Source organism: Martinezella sp. CNPSo 3890 (assembly GCF_057784455.1).
In genome coordinates this window covers 51884-71642 of sequence record NZ_JBXSOR010000008.1, presented here as the reverse complement: position 1 = coordinate 71642, position 19759 = coordinate 51884, and the positions used below count along the sequence as shown (strand labels likewise).

17 protein-coding genes and 3 pseudogenes are annotated in these 19759 nt (G+C 59.3%); 11 read left to right on the top strand and 9 right to left on the bottom strand.

From position 1 onward, the window contains the following. Positions 1-30: 30 nt before the first annotated feature. A pseudogene (locus tag AC13RC_RS19330) lies at positions 31-912 on the top strand (ABC transporter transmembrane domain-containing protein); the annotation flags it as partial. Positions 913-915: 3 nt separating this feature from the next. Next, positions 916-1695, top strand: coding sequence for an ATP-binding cassette domain-containing protein (locus AC13RC_RS19325; RefSeq protein ID WP_488558273.1), 780 nt, complete (start codon positions 916-918; stop codon positions 1693-1695). A 14-nt stretch (positions 1696-1709) separates the two neighbouring features. Here the strand turns inward: AC13RC_RS19325 and AC13RC_RS19320 are convergent, their stop codons facing one another. The 3 genes from AC13RC_RS19320 to AC13RC_RS19310 form a co-directional block, all read right to left on the bottom strand. Then, positions 1710-2756: an isopenicillin N synthase family dioxygenase gene (locus tag AC13RC_RS19320; RefSeq protein ID WP_488558134.1), complete on the bottom strand. Its 1047-nt coding sequence runs from the start codon at positions 2754-2756 to the stop codon at positions 1710-1712. A 218-nt stretch (positions 2757-2974) separates the two neighbouring features. After that, the gene (locus AC13RC_RS19315) at positions 2975-3490 is read right to left on the bottom strand and encodes a P-loop NTPase family protein (protein WP_488558133.1); all 516 of its coding nucleotides are present in this window, start codon (positions 3488-3490) and stop codon (positions 2975-2977) included. Between the two features lie 106 nt (positions 3491-3596). Further along, on the bottom strand, positions 3597-4100 hold the full coding sequence (locus tag AC13RC_RS19310) for an NUDIX hydrolase (protein WP_488558132.1): 504 nt from the start codon (positions 4098-4100) through the stop codon (positions 3597-3599). Between the two features lie 132 nt (positions 4101-4232). Between AC13RC_RS19310 and AC13RC_RS19305 the strand changes: the two are divergent. Beyond that, positions 4233-4619 (top strand): annotated as a pseudogene (locus tag AC13RC_RS19305) (VOC family protein). A 287-nt stretch (positions 4620-4906) separates the two neighbouring features. Here AC13RC_RS19305 and AC13RC_RS19300 read toward each other — a convergent pair. The 5 genes and pseudogenes from AC13RC_RS19300 to AC13RC_RS19280 form a co-directional block, all read right to left on the bottom strand. Further along, complete coding sequence (locus tag AC13RC_RS19300; protein ID WP_113350849.1) at positions 4907-5563, bottom strand: DUF3313 domain-containing protein; 657 nt, start codon at positions 5561-5563, stop codon at positions 4907-4909. A 68-nt stretch (positions 5564-5631) separates the two neighbouring features. After that, on the bottom strand, positions 5632-6969 hold the full coding sequence (locus AC13RC_RS19295) for an ATP-binding protein (protein ID WP_488558131.1): 1338 nt from the start codon (positions 6967-6969) through the stop codon (positions 5632-5634). Then, positions 6966-7709 carry a response regulator gene (locus tag AC13RC_RS19290; RefSeq protein ID WP_488558130.1) on the bottom strand — a complete coding sequence of 248 codons (744 nt, stop codon included), beginning with the start codon at positions 7707-7709 and terminating at the stop codon, positions 6966-6968. Before AC13RC_RS19290 ends, AC13RC_RS19295 begins: the two co-directional genes overlap by 4 nt. A gap of 391 nt (positions 7710-8100) precedes the next feature. After that, the gene (locus tag AC13RC_RS19285; RefSeq protein ID WP_488558129.1) at positions 8101-8661 is read right to left on the bottom strand and encodes a cytochrome b; all 561 of its coding nucleotides are present in this window, start codon (positions 8659-8661) and stop codon (positions 8101-8103) included. A gap of 309 nt (positions 8662-8970) precedes the next feature. Beyond that, a pseudogene (locus AC13RC_RS19280) lies at positions 8971-9255 on the bottom strand (helix-turn-helix transcriptional regulator); the annotation flags it as partial. Positions 9256-9333: 78 nt separating this feature from the next. On the opposite strand from AC13RC_RS19280, the gene AC13RC_RS19275 reads away from it, so the two are divergent. Genes AC13RC_RS19275 through mnhG form a run of 6 tightly spaced genes read left to right on the top strand, consistent with a single transcriptional unit; the run spans position 9334 to position 15334 of the window. After that, positions 9334-12255 (top strand): monovalent cation/H+ antiporter subunit A, encoded by a 2922-nt coding sequence (locus AC13RC_RS19275; protein WP_488558272.1) that lies wholly within the window; start codon positions 9334-9336, stop codon positions 12253-12255. After that, positions 12255-12593: a Na+/H+ antiporter subunit C gene (locus AC13RC_RS19270; protein WP_069610048.1), complete on the top strand. Its 339-nt coding sequence runs from the start codon at positions 12255-12257 to the stop codon at positions 12591-12593. Before AC13RC_RS19275 ends, AC13RC_RS19270 begins: the two co-directional genes overlap by 1 nt. Further along, positions 12590-14200, top strand: coding sequence for a monovalent cation/H+ antiporter subunit D (locus AC13RC_RS19265; protein ID WP_488558128.1), 1611 nt, complete (start codon positions 12590-12592; stop codon positions 14198-14200). Before AC13RC_RS19270 ends, AC13RC_RS19265 begins: the two co-directional genes overlap by 4 nt. Continuing rightward, the gene (locus AC13RC_RS19260; RefSeq protein ID WP_488558127.1) at positions 14200-14676 is read left to right on the top strand and encodes a Na+/H+ antiporter subunit E; all 477 of its coding nucleotides are present in this window, start codon (positions 14200-14202) and stop codon (positions 14674-14676) included. The genes AC13RC_RS19265 and AC13RC_RS19260 overlap by 1 nt, the downstream gene beginning before the upstream one ends. Next, on the top strand, positions 14673-14954 hold the full coding sequence (locus AC13RC_RS19255) for a K+/H+ antiporter subunit F (protein WP_068393522.1): 282 nt from the start codon (positions 14673-14675) through the stop codon (positions 14952-14954). The genes AC13RC_RS19260 and AC13RC_RS19255 overlap by 4 nt, the downstream gene beginning before the upstream one ends. Continuing rightward, positions 14951-15334 (top strand): monovalent cation/H(+) antiporter subunit G, encoded by a 384-nt coding sequence (gene mnhG / locus AC13RC_RS19250; RefSeq protein WP_488558126.1) that lies wholly within the window; start codon positions 14951-14953, stop codon positions 15332-15334. The genes AC13RC_RS19255 and mnhG overlap by 4 nt, the downstream gene beginning before the upstream one ends. A 23-nt stretch (positions 15335-15357) precedes the next feature. Here the strand turns inward: mnhG and AC13RC_RS19245 are convergent, their stop codons facing one another. Continuing rightward, complete coding sequence (locus tag AC13RC_RS19245; protein ID WP_488558125.1) at positions 15358-17712, bottom strand: helix-turn-helix transcriptional regulator; 2355 nt, start codon at positions 17710-17712, stop codon at positions 15358-15360. 137 nt (positions 17713-17849) lie between these two features. Between AC13RC_RS19245 and AC13RC_RS19240 the strand changes: the two genes are divergently transcribed. Both AC13RC_RS19240 and AC13RC_RS19235 read left to right on the top strand, forming a co-directional pair. Then, positions 17850-18878, top strand: a complete 1029-nt coding sequence (locus tag AC13RC_RS19240; protein WP_488558124.1) for an ABC transporter permease — start codon at positions 17850-17852, stop codon at positions 18876-18878. Next, the gene (locus AC13RC_RS19235; RefSeq protein WP_113389492.1) at positions 18878-19759 is read left to right on the top strand and encodes an ABC transporter permease; all 882 of its coding nucleotides are present in this window, start codon (positions 18878-18880) and stop codon (positions 19757-19759) included. The genes AC13RC_RS19240 and AC13RC_RS19235 overlap by 1 nt, the downstream gene beginning before the upstream one ends.

The following is a 19759-nucleotide window of genomic DNA, read 5'->3' as shown; positions in this document are numbered from 1 at the left end:
CCTCATCGCCCAGAGGTCAGGTTGTTTTTGATGGCTGAAAAACCCAGAATTCTTGAGCCGATCAACGAGATCCTGCACGCCTATTGGAAATCTGATCACAGGATGCTGGTGATCTGCGCGGTCGTTGTACTGCTCTCCGGCGTCAGCAGTGTAGCCGCTCCCTATGTCTTTTCCCGATTTATCGACCGCTTACCGCGAGATGGCGCTATTTGGGGCGTGCTGCAGGGCTTGCTGGTCTATGCTCTGTTGCTGGGGGCGTCTTCCGCTCTCCAGCACATGGTTCAATATCTTTCGCTGATGAGTTCCCAGAACCTGGGCTTCATTGCGAGAACGCGCTTCTTCGAGCGCATCTTAAAAAAGACGGCTGCCTTCTTCATCGAGCACAATCCGAGCGAAATCTAGACCGCGAGTGCGGGTGGCAGCAGTGCTTTGACAATGCTTGTTCAGCTCGGGCTCATCGTTTTCATCCCCGGTCTTATGCAAATTCTGCTCACGCTTTTGACGCTCGGCGCACTCATCGATATGCAAGTAACCCTGATCGTCGCAGCTTATGGTGCAACGACGATTGCGCTCACTTTGATCTCCGTTCGCCGTGCGCGCGTCTTTCTGGATAAAGCGATAGAGGCTGGCCAGGAAAACGCGCGCTTCGTCGGAAATGCGATGAACGCGATGGAGACGCTTCGTTACTTCGGCAGCCATGACTGGATGAAGCGGCGTTTTACGGCCAAGGCGGCGGAGGTTAGGGACGCCTGGCGTGGCTACGTCCTGCAGCGCGTCGGCTATATCGCAGTACTCGGACTGGGGCTTTCGGTGCAGTTCGCAGTGACCTTCCTATTGCTACTGCCACGTTATAACGCCGGCGAGGTGACGGTCGGCGATATCGTCCTGTTCAATACCTTGTTGCTTCAACTCAACATGCCATTCGACATGATGGCACATACGATCGACGACCTTGCACGCTCGCGAGCGACGCTGGCGCCAATGGCAGGTATGTGGCAGGCGCCGGAAGAACGCCAGGTGTCGCAGGCCAGGGCCTTTGCAACGCGCGATGGGCGGCTGGTGTTTGACAGGGTTGGCCATGCCTATGGGAACGGCCGCGGCGTGGCAGATGTCAGTTTTGAGGCGGAGCGTGGCGGGATGACATTTCTCGTCGGCGAAACCGGTTCCGGCAAATCCACAATCTTCAAGCTGGCGCTGAAATCGATCGAACCGGATTCCGGCCACATCCTCATCGACGGCATCGACCTTACCTCGATCGATCGCGCCGACTGGTACTCGGCGGTTGCCGTCGTCCCGCAGGACGCCATTCTGCTCAACGAAAGCCTTGCGGAGAACATTCTGCTTGGCCGACCGAGAGATGAAGGGCGGCTGCGCCTAGTGGCGGAGAAGGCGGCGATCCTCGACTTCATCGATGCTTTACCAGAAGGTTTCGAAACCACGGTCGGCGAGCGCGGACTGAAGCTTTCCGGAGGCGAGCGTCAACGCATCGCGATTGCGCGCGCTCTTTACGGCGATCCAGCCATCCTCTTTCTCGATGAGGCAAGTTCGGCGTTGGATGAGGCGACGGAGCGCGACATCATGGAGCATATCCGCGGGCTTGCTCGCGACGTCACGGTGCTAGCGATCACCCACAGGCGTTCCGTGATCGCTCCAACGGATAGGGTGGTGAATATGAGCCAGCCTGTCCAAGCATAGGCCATCGACCAGTCTTACTTCAGCTGTTCCGATGCCAGGAGATCGGCATAGTGGGCGCGAGCGACATCCGGGTGGGAACGCAAGCGGCTCTTCAGCTGGTTCTGACCAACTTCGCGGAAGATCGGGTTCAAGGGGTCGACCGAGATGCCGCGCTCCGATCGTTTCAGCTCTTCCGGCAACTCGATGACGGGGATCGTCGCATCCGGTCGGGAACCGAGGAAGAAGGCGACGGAGAAACGTTCGACGCCGGCAGGCGGTGCGATGACGTCATGCACGTCGGCGCGCACGAAGCCGTTCGTCGCAAGCTCAAGCAACTCGCCGGTATTGATGACGAAGGTGCCCGGCACCGGCGGTGCGTCGATCCAGACGCCGTCTTCCGTGCGCACGCGCAGGCCGGGCGTGGTGTCCTGGAGCAGCACGGTGACGAAGCCGCCATCCTTGTGAGCGCCGACGCCCTGATCCGTTTCAGCGACGTCGCGGCCGGGATAGCGGATGATCTTCAGAAGCTGCGAGGCCTGCGGCTCATAAATATCGGCGAAGACGTTTTCTTGCTGGCCGAGAGCTGCGGCGATCGCCTTCAGCACGTCGATGCCGATGTGCGTCACCTCGGCCTGATAGGCAAGCAGCAGAGGCTTGAGTTCCGGCAACGCCTCCGGCCACTGGTTCGGTCCCTGGAGGCGCCGCCAAGCCGGCGTGTCCGGACCGATCTCGAAGGGTGTACTTTCGGTGTTGATGTCGAGCTGCTCGCGCCAATCCTGTTCGCCGCGGGTACGCTCCTGACCGGCACGATTGTAGCCGCGGAAGTGCGGTGACTTGACCATCTCGATCTTGAGCTTTTCTTCCATGGGCAGCGCGAAGAAACGCTTGGCCGTTGCGACCACATCGGCAATCAGCTTGGGATCGACGCCGTGCCCCGTCAGATAGAAGAAGCCGTGATCGTAGAGCACCGTGCGAAGCTCTGCGATAAAGGCCTGATGTTCTGCCGGCGAAGCATAGAGGCGCTGGAGATCAAGCGTTGGAAGCGATGCATCGGAGCCAGTCGGCGTGGTATGGCGGGGCAATGAGGTTTCCTCTTCGAAGCTCGTCTTTGTTTTCGGACCGCAATGCCATCGCCTGCCGTGTCCGAGCCTGCAAATGGCTCTTATGGTTAACCAAGGCTAAAAGCCCATCGTTATCAAAGCAAAGAAGATAATCTCAAAGATCGCTGATCTTTTGGAATGGTTTTACGGTCGTCGTTCTCGCGACTGCCGCTTATCTGAATAGTCATCAAGGCCGCAGTTCACCCCAATTCCTTCGTAAGCGCATCCAGCTCATCGACACTGCCTATCCGTGTCAGCGCCTTGCCGGCATTTTGCGCTTCCGTGCACAGGCGGCGAATGTCGGGCATCCAGTCTTGCTCGATTTCCCATATGGTCCGGAACAGATCTCGCGTCGGTGGCATGGCCGAAAGTCCGCCGGGCGCGTTTTCGATCGTGCCCGACTGCCAGGCGATCTGCCGCTCGGCCGCGAGCCAGAAATGCATCCAGAGCGGCATATCGATGAGGATGATCTCGGTCGCGCGATCTATCCGTGCCGGGATCGAATTCTTGTGCCCCAGGCCATCGATGACCCAATTCTCACCCGATAGGATCCGTTCATGCTGCTCGGCATAAGTCTCGATCGGTGTGGGAATCCAGCCTTCCTGCCAAAGCAGCCTGTCGATCTCGAAATGGGGAATCGCGTGGCGCTCGCTCAATTTGCGGGCGAGGGTGGATTTCCCACCGCCTGCATTTCCCAAAATGGTGATGCGCGACATTGGATGACGACCTGACGATTCGAGCCTATCGGAAACTCGGCAAACATGCCGGAGCTTTTATGAAGCTATTTCCTTGCTGTTGCAATTGATGCAGACGGCGGGAGACTCAGGCTGCGTCGCGCCGCACGAAATGCTGAATGCCAGCGGGATTGGTGACGATGAGGTTGCGAATGGGAGTTGGCACCAGGTCGAACGGGTCGAGCCCGGCCAGTGTGGAAGGTGCCCAGCGAAATTCGAGGTCGGCACTGCCGTCCTTGACCCGATGGACGATTTCCGTTTCGTGAAACGGAAATGGCTGCAGCAACTCCGCCTCGTAATAGACGCTAACTTCGTGAACACGTCGTCCGGCAAATTCGAAGAAATTTTCGATGATGAAGCGTAAAGGTCCGATGGTCGCCTTGCAGCCGATTTCCTCTTCGATTTCACGGGCAAGTGTCTCGGCGCCTGCCTCATGAAACTCCACCCGGCCGCCGGGCAAAGACCAGAAGTTGTCCGTGAGTGCGCGGTGAATTAGGATATGATCGCCGTGGCGGATCAATGCGCCGGCGCGCAACTGAAAGCGGGATTCTCCCGAATCCATGACGATCATGGTTCGTGCGGTTTCTGCCACGGGCGGCCTCCGATTGCGAGACGAGATGGAAATCATTTGCCAGATACCAGCATCCGGTTCTCAGATATAGTGAAGCAGTTTGAAGGTTGTTTTTCGTTTGCTTCGTTTCCCCTAATCGAGCAGGTCCTGGCGATGCGTTTCGTAAATCCAATTCCCTTCGTCAGCGATATCGAGCGTTCGAAGGCGTTCTACTGTGAGCTGTTGGGCCTCAGGGTTTTGAATGACTTTGGCAGCTTCGTGCTGTTTGAAACCGGCTTTGCGATTCATGATGGAAAATCGCTGGAGCAAACGGTCTGGAGGGAAAGCAGCGAAGCATCCTAACCCTATGGGCGGCGAAACATCCTTCTCTATTTCGAACATGAGGACGTGGATGCTGCCTTCGAGGCGATAGCGCCGCATGTCAATCTCATTCATCCCATCGAAAGGCAGGAATGGGGGCAGCGCGTATTCCGCTTCTATGATCCTGACGGTCATGCGGTGGAGATCGGCGAACCGCAACCGGACCTGATGGCCGGTTGATCCTTGCTGCCGTTAACCTGAAGCGACGGAGAATGGAAATGTCATTCGTCTCCTAGTGCGTCGGGGATATCGGGTCAAGGATGTGCAAGACGTCGGACCACGCTATCTGGTTCGAGCATGGAGAGACGGAGACGACTTGCTGGTGAGCGTTTCGCGTTCCGGCGAGATCGTCGGCGTGGTTCACGACCGCGGCTGAGGACGTCTATGACGGGCGAAAGGCAGTGCAGATGCATTGCCTTTCGCTCCTATCTCATTGGATCATACACATCCTGCGACCCTGCATCCGTCTACCTCGTTCGGGTCAGAAGATCTGCAGCGCCCTTGTCTATTGCAACATAGGAGGCCTTCAGATTTCCGAACGACGCTCCAAGATTGAGCGCGCCCGGATATTGCTTGGAGACATAGGCAAGCAACAGGCGGTTGGATGTCGAATCAAAGATCTCGACCGCATAGGTCGCCGAGCCGGTCATCGATCCCTGTTTTCCGCGCGCCGCCTGGACGGTATTGTAGACGCCGCCGGCGATATCGAGATGCGAGGCTGGGCCAAGCACGGTATTGGTCGCCTCCGCACCGGCAAGCGTCAAGCGCAGACGCAGCGTGCTAGGGCCAGGAATGGCGGTCATCGAATAGCGTTGGGCAAGTACACTGCTGAACTTGTCATGCATATAGCGCGCGAGGTTCTGCTTGTCCTCTTCGGGCATGTTTGCGAACTGGCTGTCCTTGCCTCTATAGATGGAGACAGGCTCGACGATGATCTTGTCATAATGGTTCCAGTTCACGACCACCTTGTAGCTGAACGGTGCCCGGCCGGAACTGTCGCTCGGATCAGGTCTCAATTGCGCCGCTGATGCGAGGCCTTGATAGACCATGGGTTCGGAAGTGGCGCAGCCTGCTGCAGCAAGGGAAATGGCCGCCAATGCAAGGCATGCGGGAAGGGACTTCATGGAGAGCTCCTGGAGTGTTTTTGCGATCTCCTTGTAAAGTTTGCCCTTGTTGGGTTGTGTTCGGATTTTTATGAAAATGTTGCGGCATTGCCGATGCCGGAATTGGCAGGCAGGCGTATCACCACGGCCAAGCCGCTCGGCTTGCTGTCGCGCAATTCAAAACTGCCTCGATGGCCGATGGTGATGATTCCATGTGCAATGGAAAGCCCGAGGCCGAAACCACCGCCATTCCCGCTCGGCGAACGCGCCTTGTCGGCCTTGAAGAAGGGCTCCAGGACCTTCGGCTTCAAGTCGTCGGCAATGCCGGGGCCATCATCGGCAACCGTGATGACGACCGAACCGTCTTCGTCCTCGGCAAGCGTGAGATCGATGCGGCCGGCATGGCGGGAGGCATTGTCGATCAGGTTCGATATGGCTCTCGATAGCGCCCGCGGCCGGCAGATATAGGGCAAGCGCCGCGGTCCGGCGAAAGTGACCTCGATGCCGGTATCGGCAAAGTCATCGGTCACGGTTTGCAGAAGGCTGGACAGCTCGACTTTCTTCAAGGCCTCGACCTCGCCGCCGAGATAAGCGAGGCTTTCGTTGATCATGCCGGAAAGCACATCGATGTCTCTCAACATTTGTTGCCGCAAATCCGCTTGCTCGCAACGCTCGGTGCGCATTCTCAGTCGCGTCAACGGTGTGCGCAGGTCGTGGCTAATGGATGTCAGCATGCGGGTGCGCCCAGCCACCAGCTCGCGGATGCGTTTGCGCATGAGGTTGAGCGACGTTGCGAGGCTCCGCAGCTCGGCCGAGCCACGAACGTCGAAAGGTTCGTCAAGCTCGTCATCGGAGCGCACACCTTCGGCTGCCTTTGCCAGATTGACGATTGGTCTTCCGATCAGCCATGCGGTCAGGATTGCCAGAATGGCTGCGGGGGCAACGATCAGCACAAGATTGCCGACCACGGCGGGGAGGACCCATCGTGTCGTGGAAAATTCTGGCAAGGCAAATACCAGGCTGCCATCTCCGGCTTTGACCGTCAAAGTCTTCGGATTGTTCCAGCCCATGAAGCCGTAAGGATCGAGAAAGAGATTGTAATCGAGCAGCCGGCGCACGGCGCCGGCTATATCCTGCGTCGTGATTGGCGAACCTTCGGTCTGTTCACCGGTCGCCCTCCAGACATTGACGCCTTGCGCCCTGAACCTTGAAAGGATGGCGTCTCCTTGCGCTTCATCTGCCGAAAGCGCGAACTCCTTTGCGATGGTTTCGATGCGGCCTGCAAAAAGTCCGACTTCGACACCTTTGTCGAACCGGCCGCGAACGAATGGTTCGGTGCCGGCCGTTATGGTCGTGACGATGGTAGCAAGCAAAATGGTGAGAATGGCGATTTGGGTGCGGACTGATGATCGGGATAGCCACTTCACGGCAGATACTCGACATTCGCGGCGAAAAGATAGCCCCCAAGCCGCACGGTCTTGATGAAGATCGGCTCCTTCAGATTTGGTTCTATCTTTTGCCGAAGACGGCTGATTTGCGCGTCAACGCTGCGCTCGACCGGACCTGCCGTTCCCGCATGTGTCATTGACAGCAGCTGTTCACGGGTCAGGATCTGGTTCGGATTGTGACAGAAGGCAAGCAGCAGATCGAATTCGGATGTTGTCATCAGCACCTCGGCCCCCTCGGGGTCCACGATCCGCCTGCTTCTTGGGTCGATCATCCAGCCTGAAAAGGTCATCTTCGTAAGCGGCTTCCGCTCCGATGTCTCCGCACCATACGAAGCTCTGCGAAGAAGCGCTTTGATCCTGGCGACGAGTTCCCGCGGGTTGAACGGCTTGGTGACATAGTCGTCTGCTCCAAGCTCAAGGCCGATGATGCGGTCGATATCCTCCGTGAGCGCGGTCAGCATCAGGATCGGGATCGTTCCGGCCGACCTCAGGCGCCGGCAGACGCTGAACCCATCTTCTCCGGGCAGCATGGCGTCGAGAATGATGAGATCGAACGGGTGCCTTTGCAATATCCTGTCCATCTCCGCGCCGCTTCGCACGGGCGAAGCGCGCAAGCCACGATCCTTGATCAGCTCGACTAACATGGTTGCAATCTCGTTATCGTCTTCGACGACGAGAATATGATGTGAAGGCTCAACCGTCCTCATGCGCGCAACCATGTTTGTAGATCCTGATCCTTCGCCCGTTATCCGCGTGCCGGAGTAAACCTTACGCTGCCTGAAAGGGCTGGAAGATGGGCCGAGAGCAACCAGCGATCGATGACTTTCGAAGGAAAATCTCGCAGATCATATCCTCGGCCGTCCATAGCAGAAGGAATTATAGCGGCGTGTTAGAAAATATTACAATATGTTGCAGGCGGTTCCCCGTCGCTGCTGCGCAGAACTGCCTTTTAAGGCGATTGGCGGGTCTTGCGAGCATCAGCAGTCGGAATGCCATCACTGACAAACCGAAGGCTGCGGAAACTGCATAAAAACCGCATATGGTGGGGACGGCGAAGATCTGAGCCATCCACTGCAAAGCCGGCGCGCTGCTTGCGTCACAAAGATCGATTCAGAACAACATTCTCTTCAGGACCTCATCCTTGCGCACGAAATGGTGCCAGAGCGCTGCAAGGATATGCAGACTGACGATAGCATACAGGCAATAGGCACCATATTCGTGGATCTCGGCGGCGGCTCGCTCCAGGCCCTTGTCGTGTGGCAGCAGGTTGGGCCATTGGAAGAGGCCGAACCATGGCAGATCATGACCGCCGGCAGCAGATGTGGCGTAGCCTGCAAGCGGCATCAGGATCATCAAGATGTAAAGCAGGATATGCGCGCCGCGGGCGGCATAGTGATTGAAGACGCCAAGCGGCCGTTGATAGGCAGGTTCACCCAGCGAAAGCCTGAGCGGCAGGCGGATGGCGATGAGAAAAAGCGCCGTCATGCCGAGGGACTTGTGTATGTCGAGAAGGGCGCGACGCAGGGGTATGCCCGGGGTGAGGTAGGAACAATAAAGGCCGATGACGAGCGCTGAAATGATGACGATGGCCATGAGCCAATGCAGGAGCCGTTGCGACGATCGGTAGCGGGCGGTGGATGTTTCTGCTGTGGTCCCTGTCGTATTGGGCATGGGTTTCTCCGGGCGTCTTGGGGGTACGGCGCGGATGCGGTAATCGGTTGGAATATGGCTGAATTGAGGGCCTTTCCGTTCACCTTCCCGCGAGCGGACTTCCATCGGCTACGCGCGAGGTAACGCCGGCGAAAGGCTTCGGCTTGCATAAGCGACTTTATGGTCGGAAGTTGTGCCGGCCGCGTCCAGCGCTATCCGGCACTATTGTTCCGGCTTAGGCGGCGTCCGGTTTCTTTCGCCGGCGCTGGAAAGGATCTCGCAGCTTTCCGTATGCGTCGGCGCTGGCGCTTCGGCGACCAGGGCCTTCGTACAAATGCCGATCTCATGTCCTTCGATCCGGAAGAAGGCGATTCCTCCGGCCTCGAGCGCCAGGCGCAACTGCGCCTCAGTCGCCCGATGCAGGCTATGACGATTGCCTTCATAGTCACGGATCGTACTGCGCGATACGCCGGAGCGGTCGGCAAGATCCGTCTGCGTCCAATCGAGGAAGCCGCGGGCTGCCCGGCAGAGCGCTGGTGTCAAAATCATCGCCATCTTACCTTGACGCAGGGTTCGAAGCTGCCCATATTGGGCGATATCTATCATATAGGACATAATACACCGGATTTCTAGGGGTTTTGCCGTCGTGGCAGTCCGGCGTGATCCGGCCAAGCGAAGGAATGACGTTTTGGGATAACTGGCGAGCCTGTTTTTATTCTAGCACTTTTGGCCCTGCCGTTTATCGGAAGTCTTCTTTCCGTATGCCTCTTGCGCACACAGTCGCGGCGTGGCCCGGCCTGGATCGCCGGGACTGTCACATTTCTGGCGCTCTTGATTTCCGCAAGCTTCTATCCTGCCGTCAAGGACGGCGGCATTGCCCGCTACAGCATAGAATGGCTGCCGCAGCTCGGGCTTGATTTCAGCCTCAGGCTGGATGGTTTTGCCTGGCTGTTTTCGCTTGTCATCACCGCCATCGGCTTTCTCGTCATCGTCTATGCCCGCTACTACATGTCGGAAGAAGACCCGGTTCCTCGCTTCTTCTCTTTCCTGCTCGCCTTCATGGGGGCGATGCTTGGCATCGTGCTTTCGGGCAATGTCATTCTGCTCTCGATCTTCTGGGAGCTGACCAGCATCTTCTCCTTCCTGCTGATCAGCTATTGGCACAATACCGCCGCCGCCCGCGACGGCGCCCGCATGGCGCTGACGATCACGGGGATCGGTGGGTTCTGCCTGCTGATCGGGCTGATCCTGCTCGGCCATATCGTCGGCAGCTACGATCTGGACAAGATCCTGGCATCGGGCGATATCATCCGTAACCATCCGCTCTATCTGCCTGCGCTGATACTGATCCTGCTCGGCGCGCTGACGAAGAGCGCGCAGTTTCCCTTCCATTTCTGGCTTCCGAACGCAATGGCGGCGCCGACGCCCGTCTCCGCCTATCTGCATTCGGCGACGCTGGTGAAGGCCGGCGTCTTCCTGCTTGCACGCTTCTGGCCTGTTCTCGCCGGCACTAACGAGTGGTTCTACATCGTCGGGGCCGCCGGTATCATCACGCTGCTGCTCGGCGCCTATTTCGCAATGTTTCAGCAGGATCTCAAAGGGCTGCTCGCTTATTCGACGATCAGTCATCTCGGCCTCATCACCACCTTGCTCAGCCTCGGCAGTCCGCTAGCGACGGTTGCCGCCATCTTCCACATGCTGAACCATGCGACCTTCAAGGCGTCGCTGTTCATGGCGGCCGGCATCATCGATCACGAGACCGGCACACGTGACATGCGCCGCTTGAGCGGTCTATTCCGCTATATGCCGTTCACGGGGGCACTTGCGATCGTCGCGAGTGCTGCCATGGCTGGCGTTCCGCTACTCAATGGTTTTCTGTCGAAGGAAATGTTCTTCGCCGAAGCGATCGAGACCCATGCCGATTCCATCCTCGATCGCATGCTTCCCTATGTGGCGACGCTGGCGAGCGCCTTCAGCGTTGCCTATTCGCTGCGCTTCATTCAGACGGTGTTCTTTGGCCCCGCGCCGACCGATCTGCCGATCGCCAAGCCGCACGAGCCGCCGCGTTGGATGCGTTTCCCGATCGAACTGCTCGTCGTGGTATGTCTGGTCGTCGGCATCGTTCCGGCGCTTTCGGTGGCACCTTTCCTGCATGCGGCTGTGGTCAGCGTTCTCAACGCCGATACGCCGCAATACAGCCTCTCGCTCTGGCATGGCTTCAATTTGCCGCTCGTGATGAGCATCGTCGCATTGGTCGGCGGCACGGTATTCTATTTCGCCTTCAAGGATTATCTGTCGCGATGTGACGACGGCCCACCCATCTTCCGCCGCCTGAAAGGGCAGCGAATTTTCGAGCGGGTGCTGGTCGAAGTCTCCTGGCATTGGGCGAGAACGGCCGAAAAGCGGATCGGCACGCGCAAGCTCCAGCCGCAGCTTCGCTGGGTCGTCGTGACAGGGTTTGCTGCCGGCCTGCTGCCGCTTTACCTGTCCGGTTTCGAAGCGAAGCATTTTTCTTTTCTGGGTGCCGATCCGGTCTTCGCCGCGGTCTGGGCTATCGGCATTTGCTTGGCGATTGGCACCGCCTTCTTTGCAAAATATCACCGGCTTGCCGCCTTGGTGATGCTGGGCGGGGTTGGGTTGATTGTCTGCATGACATTCATCTGGCTGTCGGCGCCGGATCTCGCCATTACCCAGCTTCTCGTTGAGATCGTCACGACGGTTCTCATCCTATTGGGCTTGCGCTGGCTGCCGAAGCGGACGGAAGGGATCGACGATACGGTCGATTTGCGCGCCCGTTTCCGCCGCTTCCGCGATCTGGCACTCGCCGTCATCTGCGGCGTCGGCATGATGTTCATTTCCTACGCCGTCATGACCATGCCCGTGCCCGATGCCATCGCGAATTATTTCCTCGAAAACGCCTATTCGAAGGGTGGCGGGCGCAACGTCGTCAACGTCATCCTCGTGGATTTCCGAGGCTTTGATACGCTGGGCGAAATCGCCGTTCTCGGCGTCGTCGCCTTGACGGTCTATGCGCTGCTGCGTCGTTTCCGACCGGCGCCCGACAGCATGGAAATGCCGGAGCAGCAGCGAATCCAGAACCGTTTCGACGAGGAACGGCCGGAGCGTTCAGCCGGCGATACCGTGCGCGACTATCTGCTGGTGCCCTCCGTCATCATGCAGTGGATGTTCCCTTTCGTGATCGCCCTGTCGGTCTATATCTTCATGCGGGGGCATGATGCGCCAGGGGGCGGCTTCTCGGCCGGCTTGACGCTCTCGATCGCCTTCCTGCTGCAATATCTGGCCGGCGGTACGCGCTGGGCGGAGGATCGCATTCGCATCCTGCCGCTGCGGTGGATGGGCGCCGGGCTTCTGATCGCAACGGCGACGGGTATCGGCGCCTGGTTCTTCGGCTATCCGTTCCTCACCTCGCATTTCCAGTATCTCGACGTGCCGTTGATCGGCAAGGTTCCGGCGGCAAGCGCACTGCTCTTCGATCTCGGCGTTTTCCTGCTTGTCGTGGGATCCACGGTTCTGATCCTCGTCGCGCTTGCGCACCAGTCGATCCGTATCAACCGCTTGCGTGCGCTTGATGCCGACAAGGCAAAGGGGGATTGATGGAACTCATCTTGTCCATTGCGATCGGTGTGATGACAGCCTGCGGCGTCTGGCTGATCCTGCGTCCACGCACCTATCAGGTCATCATCGGGCTGTCGCTGCTCTCCTATGCCGTCAATCTCTTCATCTTCGGCGTCGGCGGCGTGAAGACGAACGTGCCGCCGCTGCTTGGTGACGGCACGGCAACGCGCGCCTTGGCCGATCCGGTTCCCCAGGCCCTGGTGCTGACGGCAATCGTTATCGGCTTTGCGACGACGGCCCTGTTCCTGGTCGTGCTGCTTGCCTCGCGCGGCCTGACCGGTACGGACCACGTCGACGGACGGAGTGACCGGAAATGACAGGCTGGTCACATCATCTCATCATTGCGCCGATCCTTGTTCCGCTGATTGCGGGCGCATTGCTTGTGTTCATAGACGAGCGTTCGCGCACGCTGAAGGCACTCATCAGTCTGGCGGCAACGCTCCTGCTGGTAGGCATTGCACTTGCACTCTTCCGTGCCGAGGGCGGATCGCCGGGGCTGGAGCGCGCCTATCTCCTCGGAAACTGGAGCGCCCCCTTCGGCATCGTGCTCGTGCTCGACGGCTTGTCGGCACTCATGCTGCTGCTGACATCCATCGTCTCCGCCGCCGCGCTGATATTCTCGCTGGCGCGCTGGCACGCGGTCGGTGCGCATTTCCACACCATGTTCCAGCTGCTGTTGATGGGGGTCAACGGCGCGTTCCTGACCGGCGATCTCTTCAACCTCTTCGTCTTCTTCGAGGTCATGCTGGCGGCGTCCTACGGCCTTCTGCTGCATGGCTCCGGGCCGCTGCGCGTCAAGGCCGGCATGCACTACATAGCCGTCAATCTGGCAGCCGCATTGCTCTTCCTCATCGGTGTCAGCCTGATCTATGGCACGGCGGGAACACTGAACATGGCGGATCTTGCTGTGCGCATTCCGGAAATGTCGGCTGACCGCCGCATGCTGATGCAGGCGGGCGCCGGCGTGCTCGGCATCGCATTCCTCATCAAGGCCGGCATGTGGCCGCTCTGCTTCTGGCTGCCGACAGCCTATAGCGCGGCATCTGCGCCGGTTGCGGGCATATTCGCGATCCTCAGCAAGCTTGGCATCTATGTCATCCTCCGGCTGACCATGCTGCTGTTCAGCGCCGGCCCCTCCGCGGGCTTCGGCGCGACCGTGCTTCTCTATGGCGGGATGGCAACTCTGATCTTCGGAACGGTCGGTGTTCTGGCGTCGCAGGCGCTTGGCCGGCTTGCCGGCTTCTCGGTGCTGGTCTCATCCGGCACGCTGCTGATGGTAATCGGCATCAATGACGGCTCCATCTCGTCCGGCGCTCTGATGTATCTCGTCAGTTCGACGCTGACGATCAGCGCCTTCTTCATGCTGATCGAGCTCGTCGAGCGCGGGCAGGATGCCGGCGCCAGCGTACTCGCCGTCACGATGGAGGCCTATGGCGATGCCGAGGAGAAGGAACCGGCCGAAGGCGATGGCGTGACCATGCCCGGCACCATGGCGATGCTCGGCATCTGCTTTGCCGCCTGCGGCATTCTGCTCGCCGGCCTGCCGCCTCTTTCCGGCTTCGTCTCCAAGTTCGCCATGCTCTCGGCCATGATGGGAACCGGCGCGATCGGCATTCCGCCGAGCGCTGCGGTATGGGTGCTGATCCTGCTGGTCATTCTCTCCGGCATTGCCGCCCTGATCGCCATGACACGGGCCGGCATACGCACATTCTGGAGTTCGCTGGAGGGCACGGTTCCCCGTGTGCTCGTCATCGAGATAGTCCCGGTCATGGGCCTGCTCGCCTTGACGCTCGCATTGACCATTTGGGCAGGCCCCGTCATGCAATATATGGACGCGACCATTCGCACGCTCAGCGACCCCAATATCTATGTCGATGCGGTTCGCAATGCGGTCGTTGCGCCCGCGAAAGCGGGAGGCCTGTGATGCTGCCTTATCCGCTCCTGGCGTTGAGCCTGATCCTGATGTGGCTGCTGCTGAACGGCTTCACGCTTGGTCAGCTTATCCTCGGCATCATCGTCGCGGTTTTCGCCTCCTGGGGCATGGCATCGCTGCGGCCCGAAAAACCGAGGCTGCGGAAATGGTATTTGCTGCCCACGCTGTTCTTCCGGGTCGTTTTCGACGTCTTGAAATCGAATGCCCAGGTGGCCTGGATCATCCTGAGGGGACGCTCGCGCAAGACGACGCCGGGCTTCGTTGTCCTTGAGCTCAGGGTGCGGGATCAGATCCCGCTGGCGCTGCTTGCGGTTATCCTGACCAGCACGCCGGGGTCCGCGTGGCTGGAATATGATTCCAACGACAACACCGTGCTGCTTCATGTCCTCGATCTCGAAAACGAGGCGCAATGGCGCGATACGGTCGCCAATCGCTACGAGAGCCTGCTGATGGAGATATTCGCATGAGCGCCATGATCATCCAGATATCCGTGGCGGCCGCGCAGCTGATGATCGTGGCGGCCATGGCGATCGCTTCCATCCGCATGTTTCGCGGCCCGCGCGCGCAGGATCGCATCATCGCGCTCGACACGCTCTATGTGAATGCGATGCTGTTGTTGTTGACCTTCGGCATAGGCACCGGTCGTGTCGTCTATTTCGAGGCGGCGCTCGTCATCGGCATGCTTGGCTTCGTTGCAACCGTTGCATTGGCGAAATTCCTGATGCGCGGAGAGGTGATCGAATGAGCACGCCGTTTGAAAACATACCTCTATGGGCCGCTATCCCCGTCGGCGGGCTTCTCGTGATCGGCGCTTTCCTGACGCTCATCGGCGCCATCGGCTTTCTGAGGCTTGGAACATTCTACGAGCGCATCCATGCGCCGACATTGGGAACGAGCGGCGGCATCGGGGCAATCATGATCGCGTCGATGATCTTCTTTTCGACCGCGACACGGACGCTCGTCATTCATGAATTGCTGATCGGTATTTTCATCACGGTGACGACGCCGATCACCTTCATGCTCCTCGCCCGCGCCGCGCTGCATCGCGATCGCGCCGAGCAGAACGGCAACGTTCCGCCCAAGCAGCCGCCCGAGGAGACATCGGTCGAAAGGCGCCCGTCGTAACGTTCAACCCATCCGCTCGATGCTCACAGCCAGCCGAGTGCGGTTGCCGCCCGGATTGCTTCGGCGCGGCGATGACAGCCCAGCTTGCGGAACAGATTTCCGAGGTGAAACTTCACCGTCACCTCGGAGACATTAAGGGTATGAGCAATGCGCTTGTTCGACATGCCGCTCGCGATCAGCTGAATCATCTGGACCTCGCGCTGCGAGAGACCGCCCTGGAGGGCTTTCGCCTGTGGCGAGTTCACGGAGCTTGCAAAGAGCGAAAGTGCGGTGCGGACCTCGGATGAGGTTTCGATGAAGCTGCGAATGCGCTGGTTCTTGAGAAGCGGCGAGAGAAAGATCCGCTCCTCGGAGAGCACGCCGTTGCAGCCAAGGCGCGTTGCGCCTTCAAGCGCCGATAGAAGATGCGCGCGCGTCGCAGCATTGTCGCGACGCTGGTAAGCGGTATAGCTTTGCCATAGCTGCAGGGCGACTTTCTCGCGGTTGGTGACTTTCGGGTTTGCGATCAGCGCGTCGATCTGGCGTGACAGATAGGGCCGCGGCGTCGAGAGGCGCACGCTGTCGCGTAGCCATGCCATGGCATAGGAAATTTCGTCCCGGCGGGTCAGGCGCGTCAGCTCCTCGTTGGCGCTTTCCACCCAGTTACGGCCGATACGCATTCGGACGGCGGACAGCGTTGCCGCCGCGTCGCTCCAGCGATTGGCATTCTGGTAGGCGATGGCGGTGCGGATCTCCATCATCGCGTGAAACTGCAGGCCCTCGGACAGATGAATCCAGAGTCCGTCGAGAAAGCCGGGCCTGATCACCATCGGAAAATGGTCGGCCAGCACCTGTGATGCGTAGTGGAGAGCGAATTGCATCAGGCTCGGCCAGATTTCTGCGGCGGCAAAATCATCGAATTCGTTTTGAACGAATTGGAGAAGATCGCGCGGCTGGCCGGCTTCGTAGGAGATACAGGCTTCGGCGAGCCGCAGCATACGGAATTCAGCCTCTGCTGCGTGCGGCACCTGTTCCAGTTTCTGCCGTGCTTCCTGGGCGGCACGACGCGCGAAAAGGGCATCGCCGCTCATCAGTCGAAGCACTGTCTGATGCAGATGGATGAAGAATTCCAGCAGCGGCTGGCCGCCCATATGGCCGAGATAGATCAAGGCGCGGGCTGCGGCGGCTTCCGCTTCGCGGAAATTCCTGCGGCGAATCTCGAATTCCAGCAGCGCGTTGTAGTAGGCGGCCCACTTGCCGTAATCGCCCATCGGATAATCCGCCATGAACTCGCCGAGGCGGGTAATCATTGCGTCCGTCGGCATCAGGTCCTCGGAAATCATGAGGTTGAGCCGGAACGTTCGCGCCGCGAAGGAAAAGCGCGATCCGCGCAGCAGGACCTTCAGCGGATCGAGATAGTCCGAACCCAGATGTTTGCCGACGAGGTGCCGCACGCGCTGCAATTCTCCGAGCTTCAGGAGCGTGCGAGCCATGGCAAAAAGCACGACTTCATTGGTCGCGATCATCTCGTGGGAAAAGCGCATGATGATATCGCGAAAGGTCCCGAGGCTGTTTCGATAGATCAGCTCCAGACCCCGGGCACGCTCCAGAATCTGCGCCGCATGGGCCTCGTGCCCATGATCGAGGAGCAGCGACATGGCGGCAAGCGCACGTCCCGCCTGCTCGTAAGCGGAGGCTACCTCGATCACGGCGACGGTGGTTTCGAAGGTTGCCAGGCGTTCGCTGACGGCGCCCGTCAAGAGTGTCAGCAGTTCCTGATGTTCGTCCGGTGCCTCGATCAGGCGTGGTGGCAAAAGGCCCGTCCACTCCTCGACGGTGACAGGAGATCGCGTTTCGAGCCAGATGGAAAGCAGCGCGGTCTGTCCCGGCGAAAGGTGGCCGAGGAAATTCTCGCGCAGATAGTCGATGGATAGGCGAGGATCCTTTTGGCGTGTCAGCGGCAGGAAAACCGGCCAGCCGGCATAATCCCTGACTAACCGGCTGGCTTCTTCGACTGGCAGTTCCCCCAATTCCTCAACGGAAAATGTTAGATCGCCGGCGTCGAGCGTCACCGCACCTCGATGCAGGATGAGCCGCGCCAGCCCGCTGATGCGCTGATCGGGACGGCAGGCGATGACCAGAACCTCGACGGTCTCCAGGAGCTGAGCGGAAAGACGAGCCGATCGAGCGGAAACCGGTATATCCCATAAGAGCCATCCATCCCTCACGTCGCTCATGCGCGGTTGCTGCAGGTTGCAAACCTCCTTGCCTATCGCCTTTGCAGCCATGGACAGAACTGTGCTCTTTCCGGCGCCCGCGGGGGCACGCAGGAAGATGACGCCGGCGCGTTCCGTCGCGATGCGATGGCAAAGATGAGGTCGGGCAATCAGTCTGTGCATGCGGGGGTTTGTAAGCGAGTATTGAAAAATAACCTATACCATAAGGCTGAAAAACTATACCTCCAGCCGGTTGTCCATCGTCCGCAGATGAGGACTGTTGTTTGTCAGTTAGCTGACGAACAAGGAAACTCCCGTCGATGCAGCAACATCCGTTGGTCGCGATCCTGACGCGGCTTGGCACCTTCGTTCTGGTCATGATCGCGCTTTCCATCATGATTTTCGCTCTGGCGCGCGTCGTGCCAGGAGACCCCGCGCGCATGGCTCTCGGCCCGGCGGCAATGCAGGAGCAGGTCGATGCGCTGCGTGTGCAGATGGGGTTGGACAAGCCGCTTCTGGTTCAATACGTCGACTATGTCGGCAAGGCGCTGCAAGGCGATCTGGGCATGTCGCTGGTCTCGCAACGTCCCGTCACGACCGATCTGGAACAGACGGTGCCCGCCACCGTGGAACTGGTTCTCGTCTCCGTGGTCTTCATGTTCGTGGTGGCCATTCCGCTCGGTGTCGTCACCGCACATTTTAGGGATCGTGCGCTGGATCATATCGGCCGCATCCTGTCCTTGACCGGTGTGACCATTCCGAGTTTCCTGTTTGCGATAAGCCTGCAATTGCTTGCCGCGCGCTGTCTGCCGAATTGGCCGATCATCGGCCGGCTTGATCATTCTCTGAGCTTTCAGCCCGGACCGACCGGATTTCTGTTGATCGACGGCCTGCTGGCGGGACGTCTGGATGTGTTTGTCGATGCGCTTCAGCATCTTGTGCTGCCGGCTTTCGCGCTTGCCATGGCCGGCATCGGCCAGATTACCCGCATCACTCGTTCCTCCATGCTGGAGAACCAGCGCAAGGATCACGTTCTGACCCTGCAGAGTTTCGGTGTGCCGGAGCGGGTCATCATTTTCCGCTACCTTCTCAAGCTGTCGTCGATCGCGCCGTTGACGATCATGGGCCTCGAATTCGCGTCGCTGATCGGCAATGCCTTCGTCATCGAGATGGTGTTCGCATGGGGCGGCTTCGCCTCCTACGGGCTGAACGCCATCCTGCAAAAGGACCTCAATGCCGTGACCGCCGTGGTGCTGGTCGCCGGCCTGTTTTTCATCGTTGCGAACCTGGTGGTGGATGTCCTGATCTCGATGATCGACCCGCGCCAACGCCGCAAGGAGGCACGCTGATGGCCGATATGAAGATGCTGGATGCATCCGATCGCGCGCTGAGCACCGGTTACATGATGTGGTATCGCTTCAGCCGCAATCCGGCCGCGGTAATCGGCACGCTGATCCTGATTTCGGTCTTTGTGCTGGCTGTGTTCGCACCGTGGCTTACTCCCTATCCGAAACATGTCGGCGCCGTGGTCGATTTCCGCGCTCGGCACGTGTCGCCGGATGCCGCTCATTGGTTCGGAACCGACAAAGTCGGTCGGGATATCTTTTCCCGCACGGTCTTCGGCATGCGCGTTTCACTGCTTCTGGTCATCGGCGTGCTTGGCATTTCGGTGCCGATCGGTACCGTGCTCGGCCTTATCGCCGGCTACTTCGGCGGTTGGGTCGAAAAAATCATAACCGGCCTGACAAATGTGATGCTGGCAATGCCGCCGCTGGTCATGGCGCTTGCCGTGTCGAACCTGCTCGAGCCGAACCTGACGAACGCGATGATCGCCATCACGCTGCTTTGGTGGACCTGGCATGCGCGGCTGATCTACTCCGTTTCCAAGTCTATCGCGTCGGAAGACTATATCGAGGCCGCCCGCCTTGCCGGCGCCGGGCCGATGCACATCCTGTTTCGCGAAATCCTGCCGAATTGCGTGGCGGTCATCTCCGTCAAGACAACGCTGGATGCGGCCTTCGTCATCCTGTTCGGCGCCACGCTCAGCTTCCTCGGCTTCGGTGTGAAGCCACCCATTCCGGATCTTGGCTCCATGGTCGCCGACGGTCGCCAGTTCATGCCCGATTACTGGTGGGAGGTCGTATGCCCTGGTGCTGCGGTCTTCTACGTGACGCTCGGCTTCAATCTCCTGGGCGACGGCTTGCGTGACATGTTTGATGTGGAGAGCTAA